The organism is Streptomyces sp. NPDC050388 (assembly GCF_040655635.1).
GTDB lineage: Bacteria > Actinomycetota > Actinomycetes > Streptomycetales > Streptomycetaceae > Streptomyces.
On the sequence record NZ_JBFAKH010000131.1, the window covers coordinates 1 to 13,471 of the forward strand.

At 72.0% G+C, this 13,471-nt stretch carries 14 protein-coding genes and 1 pseudogene; 12 read left to right on the forward strand and 3 right to left on the reverse strand.

Going from position 1 to position 13,471, the window contains the following annotated elements:
• Window positions 1-351 (forward strand): MFS transporter (locus tag AB0I73_RS37770; RefSeq protein WP_363044935.1); only part of this gene is annotated, 351 nt, incomplete at its 5' end.
• Between the two features lie 18 nt (window positions 352-369).
• Here the strand turns inward: AB0I73_RS37770 and AB0I73_RS37775 are convergent.
• Complete coding sequence (locus AB0I73_RS37775; protein WP_363044936.1) at window positions 370-1,545, reverse strand: PP2C family protein-serine/threonine phosphatase; 1,176 nt, start codon at window positions 1,543-1,545, stop codon at window positions 370-372.
• Window positions 1,546-1,716: 171 nt separating this feature from the next.
• Here AB0I73_RS37775 and AB0I73_RS37780 point away from each other — a divergent pair, with 171 nt between their 5' ends.
• The 9 genes from AB0I73_RS37780 to AB0I73_RS37820 all read left to right on the forward strand — a co-directional run bounded on the left by AB0I73_RS37780 (window position 1,717) and on the right by AB0I73_RS37820 (window position 11,434).
• A complete protein-coding gene (locus AB0I73_RS37780) occupies window positions 1,717-2,547 on the forward strand; it encodes a tryptophan 2,3-dioxygenase family protein (protein WP_363044937.1) in 831 nt (276 codons plus the stop codon).
• Window positions 2,540-3,754: a kynureninase gene (gene kynU / locus AB0I73_RS37785; RefSeq protein WP_363044938.1), complete on the forward strand. Its 1,215-nt coding sequence runs from the start codon at window positions 2,540-2,542 to the stop codon at window positions 3,752-3,754. Before AB0I73_RS37780 ends, kynU begins: the two co-directional genes overlap by 8 nt.
• Before the next feature lie 212 nt (window positions 3,755-3,966).
• Window positions 3,967-4,836, forward strand: coding sequence for an alpha/beta hydrolase (locus AB0I73_RS37790; RefSeq protein WP_363044939.1), 870 nt, complete (start codon window positions 3,967-3,969; stop codon window positions 4,834-4,836).
• A 204-nt stretch (window positions 4,837-5,040) separates the two neighbouring features.
• A complete protein-coding gene (locus AB0I73_RS37795; protein ID WP_363044940.1) occupies window positions 5,041-5,997 on the forward strand; it encodes an alpha/beta hydrolase in 957 nt (318 codons plus the stop codon).
• The gene (locus AB0I73_RS37800; RefSeq protein WP_363044941.1) at window positions 5,990-7,228 is read left to right on the forward strand and encodes an acyltransferase; all 1,239 of its coding nucleotides are present in this window, start codon (window positions 5,990-5,992) and stop codon (window positions 7,226-7,228) included. Before AB0I73_RS37795 ends, AB0I73_RS37800 begins: the two co-directional genes overlap by 8 nt.
• Window positions 7,221-8,621 (forward strand): sensor histidine kinase, encoded by a 1,401-nt coding sequence (locus tag AB0I73_RS37805; RefSeq protein ID WP_363044942.1) that lies wholly within the window; start codon window positions 7,221-7,223, stop codon window positions 8,619-8,621. The genes AB0I73_RS37800 and AB0I73_RS37805 overlap by 8 nt, the downstream gene beginning before the upstream one ends.
• The gene (locus tag AB0I73_RS37810; RefSeq protein ID WP_363044943.1) at window positions 8,618-9,280 is read left to right on the forward strand and encodes a response regulator transcription factor; all 663 of its coding nucleotides are present in this window, start codon (window positions 8,618-8,620) and stop codon (window positions 9,278-9,280) included. The genes AB0I73_RS37805 and AB0I73_RS37810 overlap by 4 nt, the downstream gene beginning before the upstream one ends.
• Window positions 9,281-9,398: 118 nt before the next feature.
• Window positions 9,399-10,757: a histidine kinase gene (locus AB0I73_RS37815; protein WP_363044944.1), complete on the forward strand. Its 1,359-nt coding sequence runs from the start codon at window positions 9,399-9,401 to the stop codon at window positions 10,755-10,757.
• Window positions 10,754-11,434 carry a response regulator transcription factor gene (locus tag AB0I73_RS37820; RefSeq protein WP_363044945.1) on the forward strand — a complete coding sequence of 227 codons (681 nt, stop codon included), beginning with the start codon at window positions 10,754-10,756 and terminating at the stop codon, window positions 11,432-11,434. Before AB0I73_RS37815 ends, AB0I73_RS37820 begins: the two co-directional genes overlap by 4 nt.
• Here the strand turns inward: AB0I73_RS37820 and AB0I73_RS37825 are convergent.
• Complete coding sequence (locus AB0I73_RS37825) at window positions 11,404-11,844, reverse strand: ATP-binding protein (RefSeq protein ID WP_363044946.1); 441 nt, start codon at window positions 11,842-11,844, stop codon at window positions 11,404-11,406. The two genes, AB0I73_RS37820 and AB0I73_RS37825, sit on opposite strands and share 31 nt — an antisense overlap.
• A 222-nt stretch (window positions 11,845-12,066) precedes the next feature.
• Between AB0I73_RS37825 and AB0I73_RS37830 the strand changes: the two genes are divergently transcribed.
• Window positions 12,067-12,918 (forward strand): helix-turn-helix transcriptional regulator, encoded by an 852-nt coding sequence (locus tag AB0I73_RS37830; protein WP_363044947.1) that lies wholly within the window; start codon window positions 12,067-12,069, stop codon window positions 12,916-12,918.
• Between the two features lie 8 nt (window positions 12,919-12,926).
• Window positions 12,927-13,115: a DUF397 domain-containing protein gene (locus AB0I73_RS37835; protein WP_363044948.1), complete on the forward strand. Its 189-nt coding sequence runs from the start codon at window positions 12,927-12,929 to the stop codon at window positions 13,113-13,115.
• A 60-nt stretch (window positions 13,116-13,175) separates the two neighbouring features.
• Here the strand turns inward: AB0I73_RS37835 and AB0I73_RS37840 are convergent.
• A pseudogene (locus AB0I73_RS37840) lies at window positions 13,176-13,331 on the reverse strand (MOSC domain-containing protein); the annotation flags it as partial.
• Between the last annotated feature and the right edge of the window lie 140 nt (window positions 13,332-13,471).

The following is a 13,471-nucleotide window of genomic DNA, read 5'->3' on the forward strand; positions in this document are numbered from 1 at the left end:
AAGCTGCCCCCGGTGCTCATGCTCGTGTTCATGCTGCTGTACATCATCGGGTTCGGGGTCGGCCTGGGCCCGGTCTTCTGGGTGCTGCTCGGCGAGCTCTTCCCCCCTGCCCAACGCGCCGAGGGATCCAGCGCCGGTGCGACCGTGAACTGGCTCTCCAACTTCGCGGTGAGCCTGGTGTTCCTCCCCCTGATCTCGGCCATCGGGGAAGGGCCCACCTTCTGGATCTTCGCCGCGATCTGCGTCCTCGGCGTGGGGTTCGTCGCCCGGTTCGTCCCCGAGACGCGCAGTCGGCACGCCGACGAGGTGGGTGCGGACCTGCGCCGGCGGTGGCGCGTGCCGACGGCGTGAACGAACGCCGGGGCCGGGCTACGCGCCGTGCTCCGAGCGGCCCGTTTCCGGGGCGGGCCGCAGTCGGTCCGCCCCGGAAACGGCGTCTTCCAGTGTGACGGCGAAGAGGGCGGCGTCGTCCTGCAGATTTCCCCCGGTGTGCCGGGAGACGGCGGAGAGGACGGCGTCGAGTACCGCGTCCGGATCGGGCGGGAAGCGCCGGGACAGCGTCGGGACGGGGTCGAAGAAGACCCCGTCCGCGTCGCGGGCTTCGTTGATGCCGTCGGTGTACAGCACCAGGGTGGCCCCGACGGGCAGGTCGAACAGGTCGACCGGGACCTCGTCGTCGGCGTCGAGGAGGTCAAGGCCCAGTGGCAGCGCCGGCGTGGCCGGTTCCAGCGGGATCACCTTGCCGTCGTGGACCAGCAGGGGCGCCTCGTGGCCCCGGTTGGCGATGCGGAGCACGGAGTAGTCAGGGGGAAGCTCCGCGACGACGGCCGTGGCGAACGACTCGGCTTCTTCTCCACTCGCGTGTCTGATGCCTGCCTGCATCCGGCCCTCCAGCTGCCGGACGACGCCCGGCAGGTCCGGTCGGTGGTCGCTGGCCTCATGGAACGAGCCGAGCAGGGCGTTGACCGTACGGGCCGCCTCGACCCCCTTGCCGCGCACATCGGCGATGAGCATCCGGATGCCGTGGGGCGTCTCGTGGATGGCGAAGAGGTCACCGCCGATGGCGGCCTCCTTGTGGGCGACCTCGTACCGGGTGGCCACGGCCAGCCGTCCCACCCGGTCGGGCAGGTCCGGGAGCACCGCCCGCTGCAGCACGGCTGCCACCTCACGGCTCGTCTTCAGCTCTCTCCGGTCGCGGGCCAGCAGCACGTTGAGGAACGCCGCGATGACGGTGAGAACGACCAGGCTGCTGAACGGGACGAGTTCGTAGGCGGTCGGCTCTCTCTTCAGGAACACGAGGCCGAGCCCCACGAGGTTCGCCGTCACGCCGGTGGCGATCGTCCCGCGCAGGGAGAGGAGCGGCGCGGCCACCACCGGGGCGGCCACGAGCAAGGGGAACGTGTTGAGGCCCCCCTGGGTGAAGAAGCTGAGGACGAGGGCGGTCACGATGATCGCGGCGGGCAGCCAGCGCAGCCGCCGCCCCCTTTCCGTCGACGCCTCGCGGCCGCCCGACTTCTTGCGACCGTTGCGCATTCCGCGGCCCATGACCCGATCGTCTCAGGGAATCGGGCCCCCGGCAGGCCCGGCGAGGTTCGCACCGGGCAGATCTTGCGGTGGTGGGGGACCATTACGGAAGATGCACCGTGGGGACCGGGGCCCCCGTGTCGGTAACGGCAGGGGCGGACCGCTACCCGGAGTACATTTCAGGAGACAGCGATGTCCCACGAGGCTTGTGAGCCGGAGACCCCGCATCTCGACTTCGAGGGCACGACCCCCTACGAGGACTACGTCAGGGCGGATGTCCTCACCCACCTCCAGCACACCCTCTCCGACGATCCCGGGGAGATGGTCTTCCTGGTCACGACCCAGGTGATGGAGCTGTGGTTCACCGTCATCGTGCACGAGTGGGAGACGGCGGCGAACGCGCTGCGGGGTGACGACGTACCGACCGCGATCGACGCGCTGAAGCGGTCCGTGCGGGAGCTGGAGGCGCTGAACGCCTCCTGGAAGCCACTCGGACAGCTCACCCCCGCCCAGTTCAACGCCTACCGCGGCGCGCTCGGCGAGGGCTCCGGTTTCCAGTCGGCGATGTACCGGCGCCTGGAGTTCCTGCTCGGCGACAAGTCCGCGTCCATGCTGGTCCCGCACCGGGGCGCGCCCCGTGCGCACGCCGAGCTGGAGAAGGCGCTGTACGAGCCGAGCCTGTACGACGAGGTGCTGCGCCTCCTCGCGCGGCGCGGGCACGCGATCCCCGAGGACGTGCTGCGGCGTGACGTGTCCCGGCGGTACGAGCCGTCGCCGGAGGTGGAGTCGGTCTGGGCGGCCGTCTACTCGGGTGACGAACGGGACGAGGTGGCCCGCCTCGGCGAGGCGCTGACCGATGTCGCCGAGCTGGTGTGGCGCTGGCGCAACGACCACCTGGTCGCCACCCGCCGCGCGATGGGCGCCAAGGCGGGCACCGGAGGCTCCGCCGGGGTGGCCTGGTTGGAGAAGCGGGCGCAGAAGAACGTGTTCCCCGAGCTGTGGACGGCGCGATCTCATGTCTGAACTGGTGACGAAAGCGGAGAAACTGGACGCGGCCGACGAACTGGCGGTCAAACGGGTCGAGTTCGTTCTGGAGGAGGGCGGCGACACCGTCTATCTCGACGGCAACTCGCTGGGCGCGCTGCCCGCCGCCGTCCCCGGCCGGATCGAGGACGTGGTCCGCCGGGAGTGGGGCGAGCTGCGCATCCGGTCCTGGACGGAAGAAGGCTGGTGGACGGCGCCCGAGCGGATCGGCGACCGCATCGCGCCGCTGGTCGGCGCGGCGGCCGGGCAGATCGTGGTCGGCGACTCGACCAGTGTCAACGTGTTCAAGGCACTGGTGGGCGCGGTACGGCTGGCGCGGCTGACGGACCCGGGGCGGAACGAGATCGTGGTCGACGCGACCACGTTCCCCACGGACGGCTACATCGCCGAGTCGGCGGCCCGGATGACCGGCTGCACCCTGCGCCCGGTACCGCCGTCCGAGGTGGCGGGCGCGCTCGGCCCCCGTACCGCCGCCGTACTGCTCAACCACGTCGACTACCGCACCGGCCGCCTGCACGACCTCCCCTCGCTCACGGCCGTCGTGCACATGGCGGGGGCGCCGGTCGTCTGGGACCTGTGCCACAGCGCGGGCGCGCTGCCGGTCGGACTGGACGCGCACGGCGTGGACCTGGCGGTCGGCTGCACCTACAAGTACCTGAACGGCGGCCCCGGTTCACCGGCGTTCCTGTACGTGCGCGAGGGCCTGCAGCACCTCTTCGACTCCCCGCTGCCCGGCTGGAACTCCCACGCGGATCCCTTCGGGATGCGCCCGGACCACGAACCGGCGCCGGGCGCGCTGCGCGGGCGGGTCGGCACCCCGGACATCCTCTCCATGCTCGCGCTGGAGGCGGCGCTGGAGGTCTGGGACGGCGTCACGGTCGAGGCGGTGCGAGCCAAGTCCCTCGCGCTGACGGACTTCTTCCTGGAGTGCGTCGAGGCGTACGTCCCCGAGGGCCGGGTCGAGTGCGTGACCCCGCGCGCGCACCGGGAGCGGGGCAGCCAGATCGCCCTGCGCTGCCGGGACGCCGGTGACGTGATGAAGCGGCTGGTCGGGCGTGGCGTGGTCGGCGACTTCCGCCGACCGGACGTGCTCCGCTTCGGCTTCACCCCGCTGTACGTCGGCTTCGCGGACGTGGAGCGGGCGGCGCGGGTCCTGGCGGACGTCCTGGCGGAGCCCGGGACCTAGGCGACGGCCCGGCCGGGACGGTGCCCGTGCGGGGCGGGTGCGGACGGGGCGGAGGCCGGTGCGGCACGGTGTGCTGCCGAACCGCTCCGCAGGGTGTTCACCGAGCGTGATATCCCCATGTCCACGCCTGTCGTCGGGCTGATACCGTCCCGGCCAACGGCCGAAGTCTTCTCTCGTCCGCCAAGTACGTTTCATCGCTGAGAGGTTGGAGCATGACGGACGACTCCGCAGCCGCCCGGGCCGCCGCCGAGGAGGAGTCGGCCTTCTCCCATCCGCCCGTCGGCCCCGACGCCACCGCGGCCTACGGCGACCACCCGGACCAGCTGATCGACTTCTACGCGCCGCGCGGTGAGGGCGGACCCGCGCCGGTCGTCGTCGTCCTGCACGGTGGTGCCTGGCGCGCCCCCCACGACCGTCGCCACGTCAGCCCGTTCGCCGCGTTCCTGGCCGGCCGGGGCTTCGCCGTGGCCAGTGTCGAATACCGGCGCGGTGCGGGGGAGTCCGGCGACGGTGACCCGGTCGCGGGCCGGTGGCCCGACACCTTCGACGACGTCTCCGCGGCGCTGGACGTCCTGCCCGAGCTGGCCCGGCAGCACCTGCCCGCGGCCGACCCGCGCCGCATGGTGCTCACCGGCCATTCGGCCGGCGGCCATCTGGCGCTGTGGGCCGCCGCCCGGCACGTCCTGCCCGCCGACAGCCCCTGGCGCACCGACCGTCCCGCCCCGCTGCGCGGGGTCGTCGCGCTCGCGCCGATCGCCGACCTCGCGGTCGCCGACAAGCTGGACGTCTGCGGCGGCGCTGTCCGCCAACTACTCGGCGGTGACGAGGAGTTCGCTGGGCGTCAACCGTACGCGGACCCGGCGCTGCTGCTGCCCACCGGTATCGCCACGGTCCTCGTCCAGGGCCGGGACGACGTCGACGTCCCGCAGGCGGTCGCCGAGTCCTACGCGGAAGCGGCGGCGAAGGCCGGCGAGGTGGTCGGGCTGACGCTGCTGGCGGACGCCGGTCACTTCCCGCTGATCGACCCGGCGGCGGACGCCTGCGCGGTGGTGGCGGAGGAGATCGCCCAACTCGCCTGGTGAAACGGGTCGTTGGTCGACCGGTTGCACCCGTTGTCCCCGTCGTCCCCGTCGTCCCCGTCGTCCCCGTCGAACCGTCATACCCGTGATACCTGAGAGCTACGTCCCAGGTGAGTCCCCCGGCGGGACGCGGGTTACCTGCGCCGATCCGTAACTTCCCTTCCTGACAAGCCCGATGACCCGGGCGAACAGGGAGGGGAGACGACCATGAGGCTCCGGTGGCGCCGTACCGCACTCGCCGTTCTCGTCGCCTCGGCCGTGACCCTGCCCGTGGCCGGTGCGGCCCGGCCCCAGGTTCCCGCCCCGGCCCCCGCCAGGCTCGCCCCGCCGACCGCGGCCACCCTCGACGCCGCCTACGCCGCCAACCGTGCCAACGCCGAGACCGCGGCGCGGACGGCCGCCGACCACGGCGACCGACGGCGCGCGGCGACCGACCGTGCCCTGGCGGGTCCCGACCGGCAGCTGCTGGCCTTCGACGGCCGTGGCCCCGGACGGGTCACCGAGGTGCTCGGCGACCTCACGCACGCCGACCGCGTCGCCGCCCTGGTCCCCGGCTCCGACACCGGCCTCGACACCTACGGCCGGTTCCGCGCCGCCGCCGAGGCCCTCCACACGCGGCTCACCCGGGAGGCCCCGGCGGGTGTCCGGACGGCGGTCGTCGCCTGGCTCGGCTACGAGACGCCCGGCACGGTCGGCGTCGCCGTCGTCACCACCGACCGGGCCGACCGGGCCGCCCCCGAACTGCGGTCCCTCGTCGACGACTTGCGCGCCGTCTCCGGTCCGCGCACCCAGATCTCCCTGATCTGCCACTCCTACGGATCGGTCGTGTGCGCCCGCGCCGCCGCAGGACTGGACGTCGACGACATCGCGGTCGTCGGCAGCCCGGGGACCGGCACCGACACCGCCGCCGCGCTGCGCACCCGGGCCCGGATCTGGGCGGCTCGGGGCGCCGACGACTGGGTGGCGAACGTCCCGCACCTCAGCGCCGATCTGTTCGGCACCACCGTCGGCTTCGGCACCGACCCCGTCGCGCCGGAGTTCGGCGCCCGGGTCTTCACGGCCGGCGACGGCGGCCACAGCGACTACTTCGCGCCCGACTCCCCCTCCCTGACCAACCTGACCCGGATCGTCCTCGGCCGGACCACGGCGGTGACCCATGACTGACCTGAGCCCCGACGCCGTACGCGACCTCATGCGGCAGGCCGCCGACCGCGTCGAGGCCGCCACCCCCGCCCACCGCGACCGCGCCGTGGACGCCCTGCGCGCCCTCGCCGTCCTCGGTGTCGTCCTCGGCCACTGGCTGGTCACCGCCCTCGTCGCGGACGGCGGCACCCTGCGCACGGCCAGCCCCCTCCAGCACATGCCGTGGCTGGCGCCCGTCTCCTGGCTGTTCCAGACGCTCGCCGTGTTCTTCCTGGTCGGCGGCCATGTCGCGACCCGCGGACACGCCTTGGCCCGCGCCCGCGGCATCCCGTACCGCCGCTGGCTGCGGACCCGTCTGGCCCGGCTGTTCAAGCCGGTCGCCGCCGTCCTCAGCCTGTGGACGGCCGTCGCGGTCGCGCTCCTGCTCTCCGGGACCGAGTACGCGACCGTCCGCACGCTGGTGAAGCTCGCCCTGTCCCCGCTCTGGTTCCTGCTGGTCTTCGCCGCCCTCACCGCCGCGACCCCGCTGCTGGCCCGGCTCCACCCGCTGTGGCCGCTCGCCGTCGTCCTGCACGTGGACCTGCTGCGCTTCGGTCTCGGCGGCCCCGACCGGCTCGGCTGGATCAACCTCGCGGCCGGCTGGCTGGTCCCCTACACCCTGGGCGCCGCCTGGACCCGGGGCGAACTGGAACGCCGCCGCTCCGGCCTGCTCCTGCTCGTCGGCGGTACGGCGGCCACGGCCGCGCTCGTCGCCTGGGCGGGCTACCCGGCGTCGATGGTCGGCGTGCCGGGCGCCGAGGTGTCCAACCTCAACCCGCCGACGCTGGCCGCCGTCACCTTCGGCCTCGCCCAGTGCGGATTGGCGCTGCTGCTGCGGGAGCGGTTGCGGGACGCGATGCGCCGGCCGGTCGCGTGGGCGGCGGTGGCGCTGGTCAACCTCTCCGCGATGACGGTCTTCCTCTGGCACCAGACGGCCCTGATGGCGACCACCGCCACCGGACTCCTCCTCGGCCGCCTGCCCGGCCTGCACACCCTCCCCGACGATCTCGGCTGGATCGCCGCCCGGCTGGCCTGGCTGCCGGTGCTCGCCTGCGCCCTCGCTGTGTGCCGGGCCGCGTTCCGGTCCTGGGAGCAGCAGGGTGGGCGGGGGCGCGGAGGACCCCGGACACCTGGCTGGGAACGACCCCAAGTGGTGTGCACACAGCAGCAGTTGACGGAACGGGGCGCGGTGGAGGGAGTACGGCATGTCTAGGCTGGCGCGGATGACGGAATCGGGGGTCGCGCGGGTGTTCGGGCGGATGGTGGCGGGCCGGGTGGTGCGTTGGCTGCGTGTGCTGCGCGATGACCTGTGCACCGCGCGGGCGGACCCGTTGCCGCCGTTCAAGTGGTTGCGTTGGCTGCCGCACGGGGTGTTGTGCCTGGCCGGATTCGGGATTTTCGGGGGTGGCTTCGCCCAGCTCCGGGACCACGGGTACGTGGAGATCGGCTTCGCGGTCGCGGTCGCGGTCGGACAGGGCGGCGCCGTGATCGTCGGACTGTGGCGGCCGATCACCGCCTGGTGGATGTCGTTGGGGTCCACGGTGCTGGGGGCGGTCGCGGTCCATCACCTGCTCTACGGCCCGGCGGCCGGCTTCCAGTGGCCCTGGACCGCTGCCGGCATCGTCGCCCATCTGCTGGTCCTGCTGCTGCTCACGCTGCGCGTGCGGACCCGCGTCTCGGTCGAGGCCCTGGTGCTCACCTTGCTGGTCACCTATGTCTTCCAGGCACTCTGGGGCGGCCCGGACTACTTGTCCACCGGCATGCTCGCCGCCTCCCTGTCCACCGTCGTGGTCGTGCTCGGCATCGCCCTGCGCGGCCGTCGCGAGGCCCGCGCCGAACTCGTGGAGCAGACCACCCTCACCGCAGAGGAACGCTCCCGGCGCACCCTGCTGGAGGAACGCAGCCGGATCGCCCGCGAACTGCACGACGTGGTGGCCCACCACATGTCGGTCATCTCCATCCAGGCGCAGGTCGCCCCGCACCTGGTGGAGAACCCGCCCGAGGAGCTGAAGGAGAACCTGGCCGGCATCCGGCAGAACGCCGTCGACGCGCTGACCGAACTCCGCCGCGTCCTGGGCGTCCTGCGCTCCGAACACCCCGTCGGCACCGGCGATCACGAGGGCGTGCCCAGCCCGCACCCGGAGGGCTCCGCCACCGCGCCCCACGCTCCCCACGCCCCGCAGCCCACCCTGGACCGGCTGGGGGCGCTGGTGGAGAACACCCGCGCCGCCGGACTCACCGTCACCACCGAGATCACCGGCGAGCGGCGCCCGCTGCCGCCCGGCGTGGAACTGTCGGCGTACCGGATCGTGCAGGAGGCGCTGAGCAACGTCCTGCGCCACGCACCCGGCGCCACCGCCCAGGTCCGCCTCGCCTACGACCGGGGCGGGTTGCGGGTCGAGGTCCTCAACAGTCGCCCCACCCGTGAGGCACCGCTGTCCTCGGGCGCCGGGCACGGGCTGCTCGGCATGCGGGAACGGACCGCGATGCTCGGCGGCACCCTCACCGCCGGCCCCTGGACCGGCCACGGCTACAAGGTCGAGGCCCACCTCCCGCTCCCCGCCCCGCACGCTTCCGACACCCCTCCACAGGACGGCCCCGCATGATCCGCGTACTCGTCGCCGACGACCAGCAGATGGTCCGGCAGGGTTTCACCGTGCTGCTGAACACCCAGCCCGACATCGAGGTGATCGGCCAGGCGGTGGACGGACTGGACGCGGTCGCCCAGGTCGCCGAACTCGCCCCGGACGTCGTCCTGATGGACATCCGCATGCCCGAACTCGGCGGCATCGAGGCCACCCGCCGCATCACCACGGCCGCCCCGCACATCCGTGTGCTGGTGCTGACCACCTTCGACCTCGACGAGTACGTGTACGAGGCACTGCGGGCCGGCGCCTCCGGCTTTCTGCTGAAGGACGCCTCCGCCGACCAACTCGCCCAGGCGGTAAGGGTGGTGGCATCCGGAGACGCCCTGCTCGCGCCCGGCATCACCCGCCGCCTGATAGCCGAGTTCTCCCGGCTGGACGCCAGACCCCGCCCCCCGCTCAGGGACCGCGTGGGCGACCTCACCGAACGCGAGACGGAGGTGCTCTCGCTGATCGCGCAGGGCCTGTCGAACGCGGAGATCGCACGGCGACTGGTGGTCGCCGAGCAGACCGTGAAGACCCATGTGGGCCGCATCCTGGTGAAACTGGGCCTGCGTGACCGCACCCAGGCGGCGGTGTTCGCGTACGAGTCGGGGTTGGTCCGCCCCTCCGGGTACTGATCCTCCAAAGGTGGGCCGGGAGGCCGTCCGCGCGGCCCGCGTAGTACCTGAGACGGACGCCCAGGAACCCGTCTCAGCGGGGACGACCGCGGTCACCCGGGCGGCCTACCGTGTGAACGTGACCGAGACGACTCACCTGAAGCCACCGTCCGCGCCGCCCGGGGGCAGGGCCGGGACATCGCGCAGCCCGGAGTACCGGCTGGCCCAGAAAGCCCTGGGCGGGCTGCGCCAGGACCTGTTCCACGATGCTTTCGCCTACCGTCCGCTGCCGCGTACGGACGCGTCCGGGCCGATCGCCCGCCGACTGCCCGGCCGACTGCGGTCCGCCGCGGAGCAGCTTCCGCACGCGGTGGTGGCCCTGGCCGCCCTGTTCGTCCTGTGGGTCGGTGCGGCGGGCGGCGACACCGACAACGGTTCGCTGTCCCTGCTGATCGGCCTGATCTGCGCGCTCCCCGTGCTGGCCACCCTGATCCGGCCGGTCGGCGCGTTCTGGCTGTCGATGGCGGCGACCCCCGTGACCGCGGTACTGAACGGAGGCTGGGGCGAATGGCCGTGGGTGCCCGGCGCGTTCATCAGCCACCTGGTGGTGCTGGCCGTCGTGGCGCTCCGCACCCGGCCCCGCACTGCCGCCTGGATGTGGGTCCTGACCGCCCTGTACGCCTTCTTCTCGGACCTCGTGTTCGGCGGCCCGTACTACTACACGAACAGCGCGCCCATGACGGTGACCTCCGCCATCGCCCTGCTCGTGGTCTCCCTCTGGCACGTCCGCCACACCGCCCGGCAGGAGGTGACCGCCCAGCAGACGGTCACCGCGCACGAACGCTCCCGGCGCACGCTCCTCGAGGAGCGCACCACCATCGCCCGCGAGCTGCACGACGTGGTCGCGCACCACATGTCGGTCGTCGCCATCCAGGCCGAGGCCGCCCCCTACCGGGTGGAGAACCCGCCGCCCGAGCTGGAGCGCGCCTTCGCCACCATCCGCGAGAACGCGGTGGCCGCACTCACCGAGCTGCGCCGGGTCCTCGGCGTGGTCCGCGCCGAGGACTACGAGGCCCCCGACGCCCCGCAGCCCACCCTCGCCGACCTGGACGCCCTGCTCGCCAATGTGCGGGACACCGGTCTGGACGTGGAGAAGGTGGTGACCGGCGCGGTGCGCGAGCTGCCGCAGGGCGTGGAGCTGTCGGCGTACCGGATCGTGCAGGAGGCGCTGAGCAACAGCCTGCGGCACGCGCCGGGAGCGAGCGCCCGGGTCGAGATCGGGTACGTCCTCGGCGGCCTCGGGCTGCGCATAGTCAACGGTCCGGTGCCCACACCGAACCTGGTGAAGCCCTCGCCCGGCGCCGGGCACGGCGTCACCGGCATGCGCGAGCGGGTCACCATGCTCAACGGCGAGATGACAGCCGGCCCGACCGACGACGGCGGCTACGAGGTCGCGGTGTTCCTGCCGGTCGCCTCGGTGAACGAAGGTGACGCATGAACGACGGCGACCGCACCATCCGTGTCCTGATCGCGGACGACCAGATGATGGTGCGCGAGGGCTTCTCGGTGCTGCTGAACGCGATGCCGGGCATCGAGGTCGTCGGCGAGGCCGTCAACGGCCGGGAGGCGGTGGACCGGGTCCGCGAACTCGCCCCCGACGTCGTCCTGATGGACATCCGCATGCCCGAGCTGAACGGCATCGAGGCGACCCGCGAGATCGTCGCCGCCGACAGCGCCGCGAAGGTGCTGGTGCTGACCACCTTCGACCTCGACGAGTACGTCTACCAGGCGCTGCGCGCGGGCGCCTCCGGCTTCCTCCTCAAAGACGCCTCGGCCCGCCAACTCGCCGACGGGGTGCGGATCGTCGCCTCCGGAGAGGCGTTGCTCGCCCCCACGGTGACCAAACGCCTGATCACCGAGTTCTCCAAACTGTCCGAGGCCCCGCGCCTGATGCCGTCCGCGCACGCGGCCTACGGCGACCTGACCGAGCGCGAGACGGAGGTCCTGGTGCTCATCGCGCAGGGCCTGTCGAACGCGGAGATCGCCGGACGGCTGGTGGTCGCCGAGTCGACGATCAAGACCCATGTGAGCCGCATCCTGGTGAAGCTGGGTCTCCGCGACCGCACCCAGGCGGCCGTTTTCGCCTACGAGGCCCGGCTGGTGACACCGGGCTGACCGGACTGACCGGAGAGCTCGCACCACACGTACTTGCCCCGGTTGCCGAACCGGGAGAGCGGATGCCAGCCCCACAGGTCGGAGCAGGCCCTGACCAGGGCAAGCCCTCGGCCGTCCTCGTCGGTGACGTTTCCGTTCAACCCGGCGGGAGCGAGCGGCGGTTCGGGGTCCGCGTCCCACGCGCCGATCCGCAGCACGCCGGCCGACCACCGCACCCGCAGCGCGGCGGGCCCCTTGGTGTGCCGCACGGCGTTGGTGATCAGCTCCGTCGCCAGCAGTTCGGCGACGTCGACCAGACGGATCAGGCCGTGCATCGTGAGGATGAGCCGGAGGGTGCGGCGACTGATGGTGACGGCGCGCGGGTCGTTCGGGATGTACAGGGAGTACTCCCAGGGCTCGTCTTCGGGCATGCGGCAACTCCGTTCGGTGAGGTGAGGGGCGTCGCAGCCACCGGGCGGTGTCATTGCCGCAGCCGTCATGACAGGACGAAGCGGTGCACTTCCGGCCCCCCGGTGTTTCGCAGCGTGTGCGTCGCGTCACTGACGGTACGGCAATAATTATCGCCGCTGCAACCGGTTGTCGTAGTCTGGCACTCGAATGAGGCGCGCCGACAGGGGTGTTGAGGAGGGCGGATGCCGCCGAGAAGTCATGCCACCGGACGACAGGTGCGTCTGGGGGCCGAGCTGCGACGTCTGCGCGAAGCGGCTGGTCTGAAGGCGCGCGAGGTGGCCGGGTTGCTGAATTCGACCTCGGCTCAGATCAGCCAGATGGAGTTGGGCTTCGCCGGTGTCAGCGAAGAACGGGTGCGGCGGCTCGCGGCTCACTATGCCTGCACGGAAGAGGCGTTGATCGACGCGCTCGTGGCCATGGCGACCGACCGTACGCGCGGTTGGTGGGAGGAGTACCGGGGAGTACTGCCGCCGGTGTTCCAGGACACAGCCGAAGTCGAGCACCATGCGACGTTCCTGCGAGAGGTCGTGATCACGCACGTTCCAGGGCTGCTGCAGACCGCCGACTACGCACGCGCGCTCTATGCGTACGTGCATCCCGGCCTGCCCGAGAGCGAGCTGACCCCTCGGGTGGAACACCGGATGAAGCGACGCACTGTGATTGCAGGCGATCACGCGACCCCGTACGAGACGCTGATCCACGAGTGCGCTCTTCGTGTCCGCGTGGCCGGACGCAGTGTTTCCCGCGCTCAACTCCAGCAGATCCTGGACCAGATCGAGCAAGGTCAGGCCAAGGTGAGGGTCATCCCGTTCGATCAGGACGGCTTCGGCGGCGCCGGGATCTCGATGATGTACGCGGGCGGCCCGGTGCCTCAATTGGACACCGGTCTACGGGATGCCCCCACCGGGGTCGCCTTCATCGACGCGGACGCACAACTGAAGCAACTTCGAACACTGTTTCTTAGAATGCAGGACGCGTCGCTGGCTCCCACCGAGTCGCGGGACTTCATCCACCGCTTGTTGAAAGAACTGTGAGGCGAGACATGACCGAAGCCATGCGCTGGCGTAAGTCCACTTACTCGGGCGGCGGCGATGGCGACACCTGTGTCGAGATCGCGGAGGCGCACCCCCGCATAGCCATCCGCGACTCCAAAGCCCCCGCCCGCGCCACTCTCTCCGTCCCCGCCCGCTCCTTCGCCGCCTTCATCGAGTCCGTCAAGAGGTCGCGCTGATGGACGGGGACGGAGCGTCCACGGGGCGTGCGTGGCTGATGCCGGGACACGGCCCGTACGTCAGACCCGCTCCAGGGGCCGGTGCGGTCCGCTGGGAAGCTCCGCTTCGATCGCGTCGCCCGGGCGCACCACGCCGCCCTCCTTCACGATGCTCATGATTCCCGTCTTGCGCACGAGGTTGCCGGCTTCGTCGCGGCCGACCACCTGCTTCAGCATGATCTAGCGCGGAACCCCGGGCGTTCACGCCCGGGAGGAAGCGCCTCTCAAGACAGGGGTGACCCGCACGGGTGCACGGGTCCGCACTGTCGGCCTCAGCCGGGACGCTTCTGGTTCTCGATGTACTCCTTGATGATCGT

What these genes read in the sequence shown, in the direction of transcription:
- AB0I73_RS37775 (WP_363044936.1), bottom strand. Translation starts at nt 1,545, where the DNA reads ATGGGCCGCGGAATGCGCAACGGTCGCAAGAAGTCGGGCGGCCGCGAG.
- AB0I73_RS37780 (WP_363044937.1), top strand. Translation starts at nt 1,717, where the DNA reads ATGTCCCACGAGGCTTGTGAGCCGGAGACCCCGCATCTCGACTTCGAG.
- kynU (WP_363044938.1), top strand. Translation starts at nt 2,540, where the DNA reads ATGTCTGAACTGGTGACGAAAGCGGAGAAACTGGACGCGGCCGACGAA.
- AB0I73_RS37790 (WP_363044939.1), top strand. Translation starts at nt 3,967, where the DNA reads ATGACGGACGACTCCGCAGCCGCCCGGGCCGCCGCCGAGGAGGAGTCG.
- AB0I73_RS37795 (WP_363044940.1), top strand. Translation starts at nt 5,041, where the DNA reads ATGAGGCTCCGGTGGCGCCGTACCGCACTCGCCGTTCTCGTCGCCTCG.
- AB0I73_RS37800 (WP_363044941.1), top strand. Translation starts at nt 5,990, where the DNA reads ATGACTGACCTGAGCCCCGACGCCGTACGCGACCTCATGCGGCAGGCC.
- AB0I73_RS37805 (WP_363044942.1), top strand. Translation starts at nt 7,221, where the DNA reads ATGTCTAGGCTGGCGCGGATGACGGAATCGGGGGTCGCGCGGGTGTTC.
- AB0I73_RS37810 (WP_363044943.1), top strand. Translation starts at nt 8,618, where the DNA reads ATGATCCGCGTACTCGTCGCCGACGACCAGCAGATGGTCCGGCAGGGT.
- AB0I73_RS37820 (WP_363044945.1), top strand. Translation starts at nt 10,754, where the DNA reads ATGAACGACGGCGACCGCACCATCCGTGTCCTGATCGCGGACGACCAG.
- AB0I73_RS37825 (WP_363044946.1), bottom strand. Translation starts at nt 11,844, where the DNA reads ATGCCCGAAGACGAGCCCTGGGAGTACTCCCTGTACATCCCGAACGAC.
- AB0I73_RS37830 (WP_363044947.1), top strand. Translation starts at nt 12,067, where the DNA reads ATGCCGCCGAGAAGTCATGCCACCGGACGACAGGTGCGTCTGGGGGCC.
- AB0I73_RS37835 (WP_363044948.1), top strand. Translation starts at nt 12,927, where the DNA reads ATGACCGAAGCCATGCGCTGGCGTAAGTCCACTTACTCGGGCGGCGGC.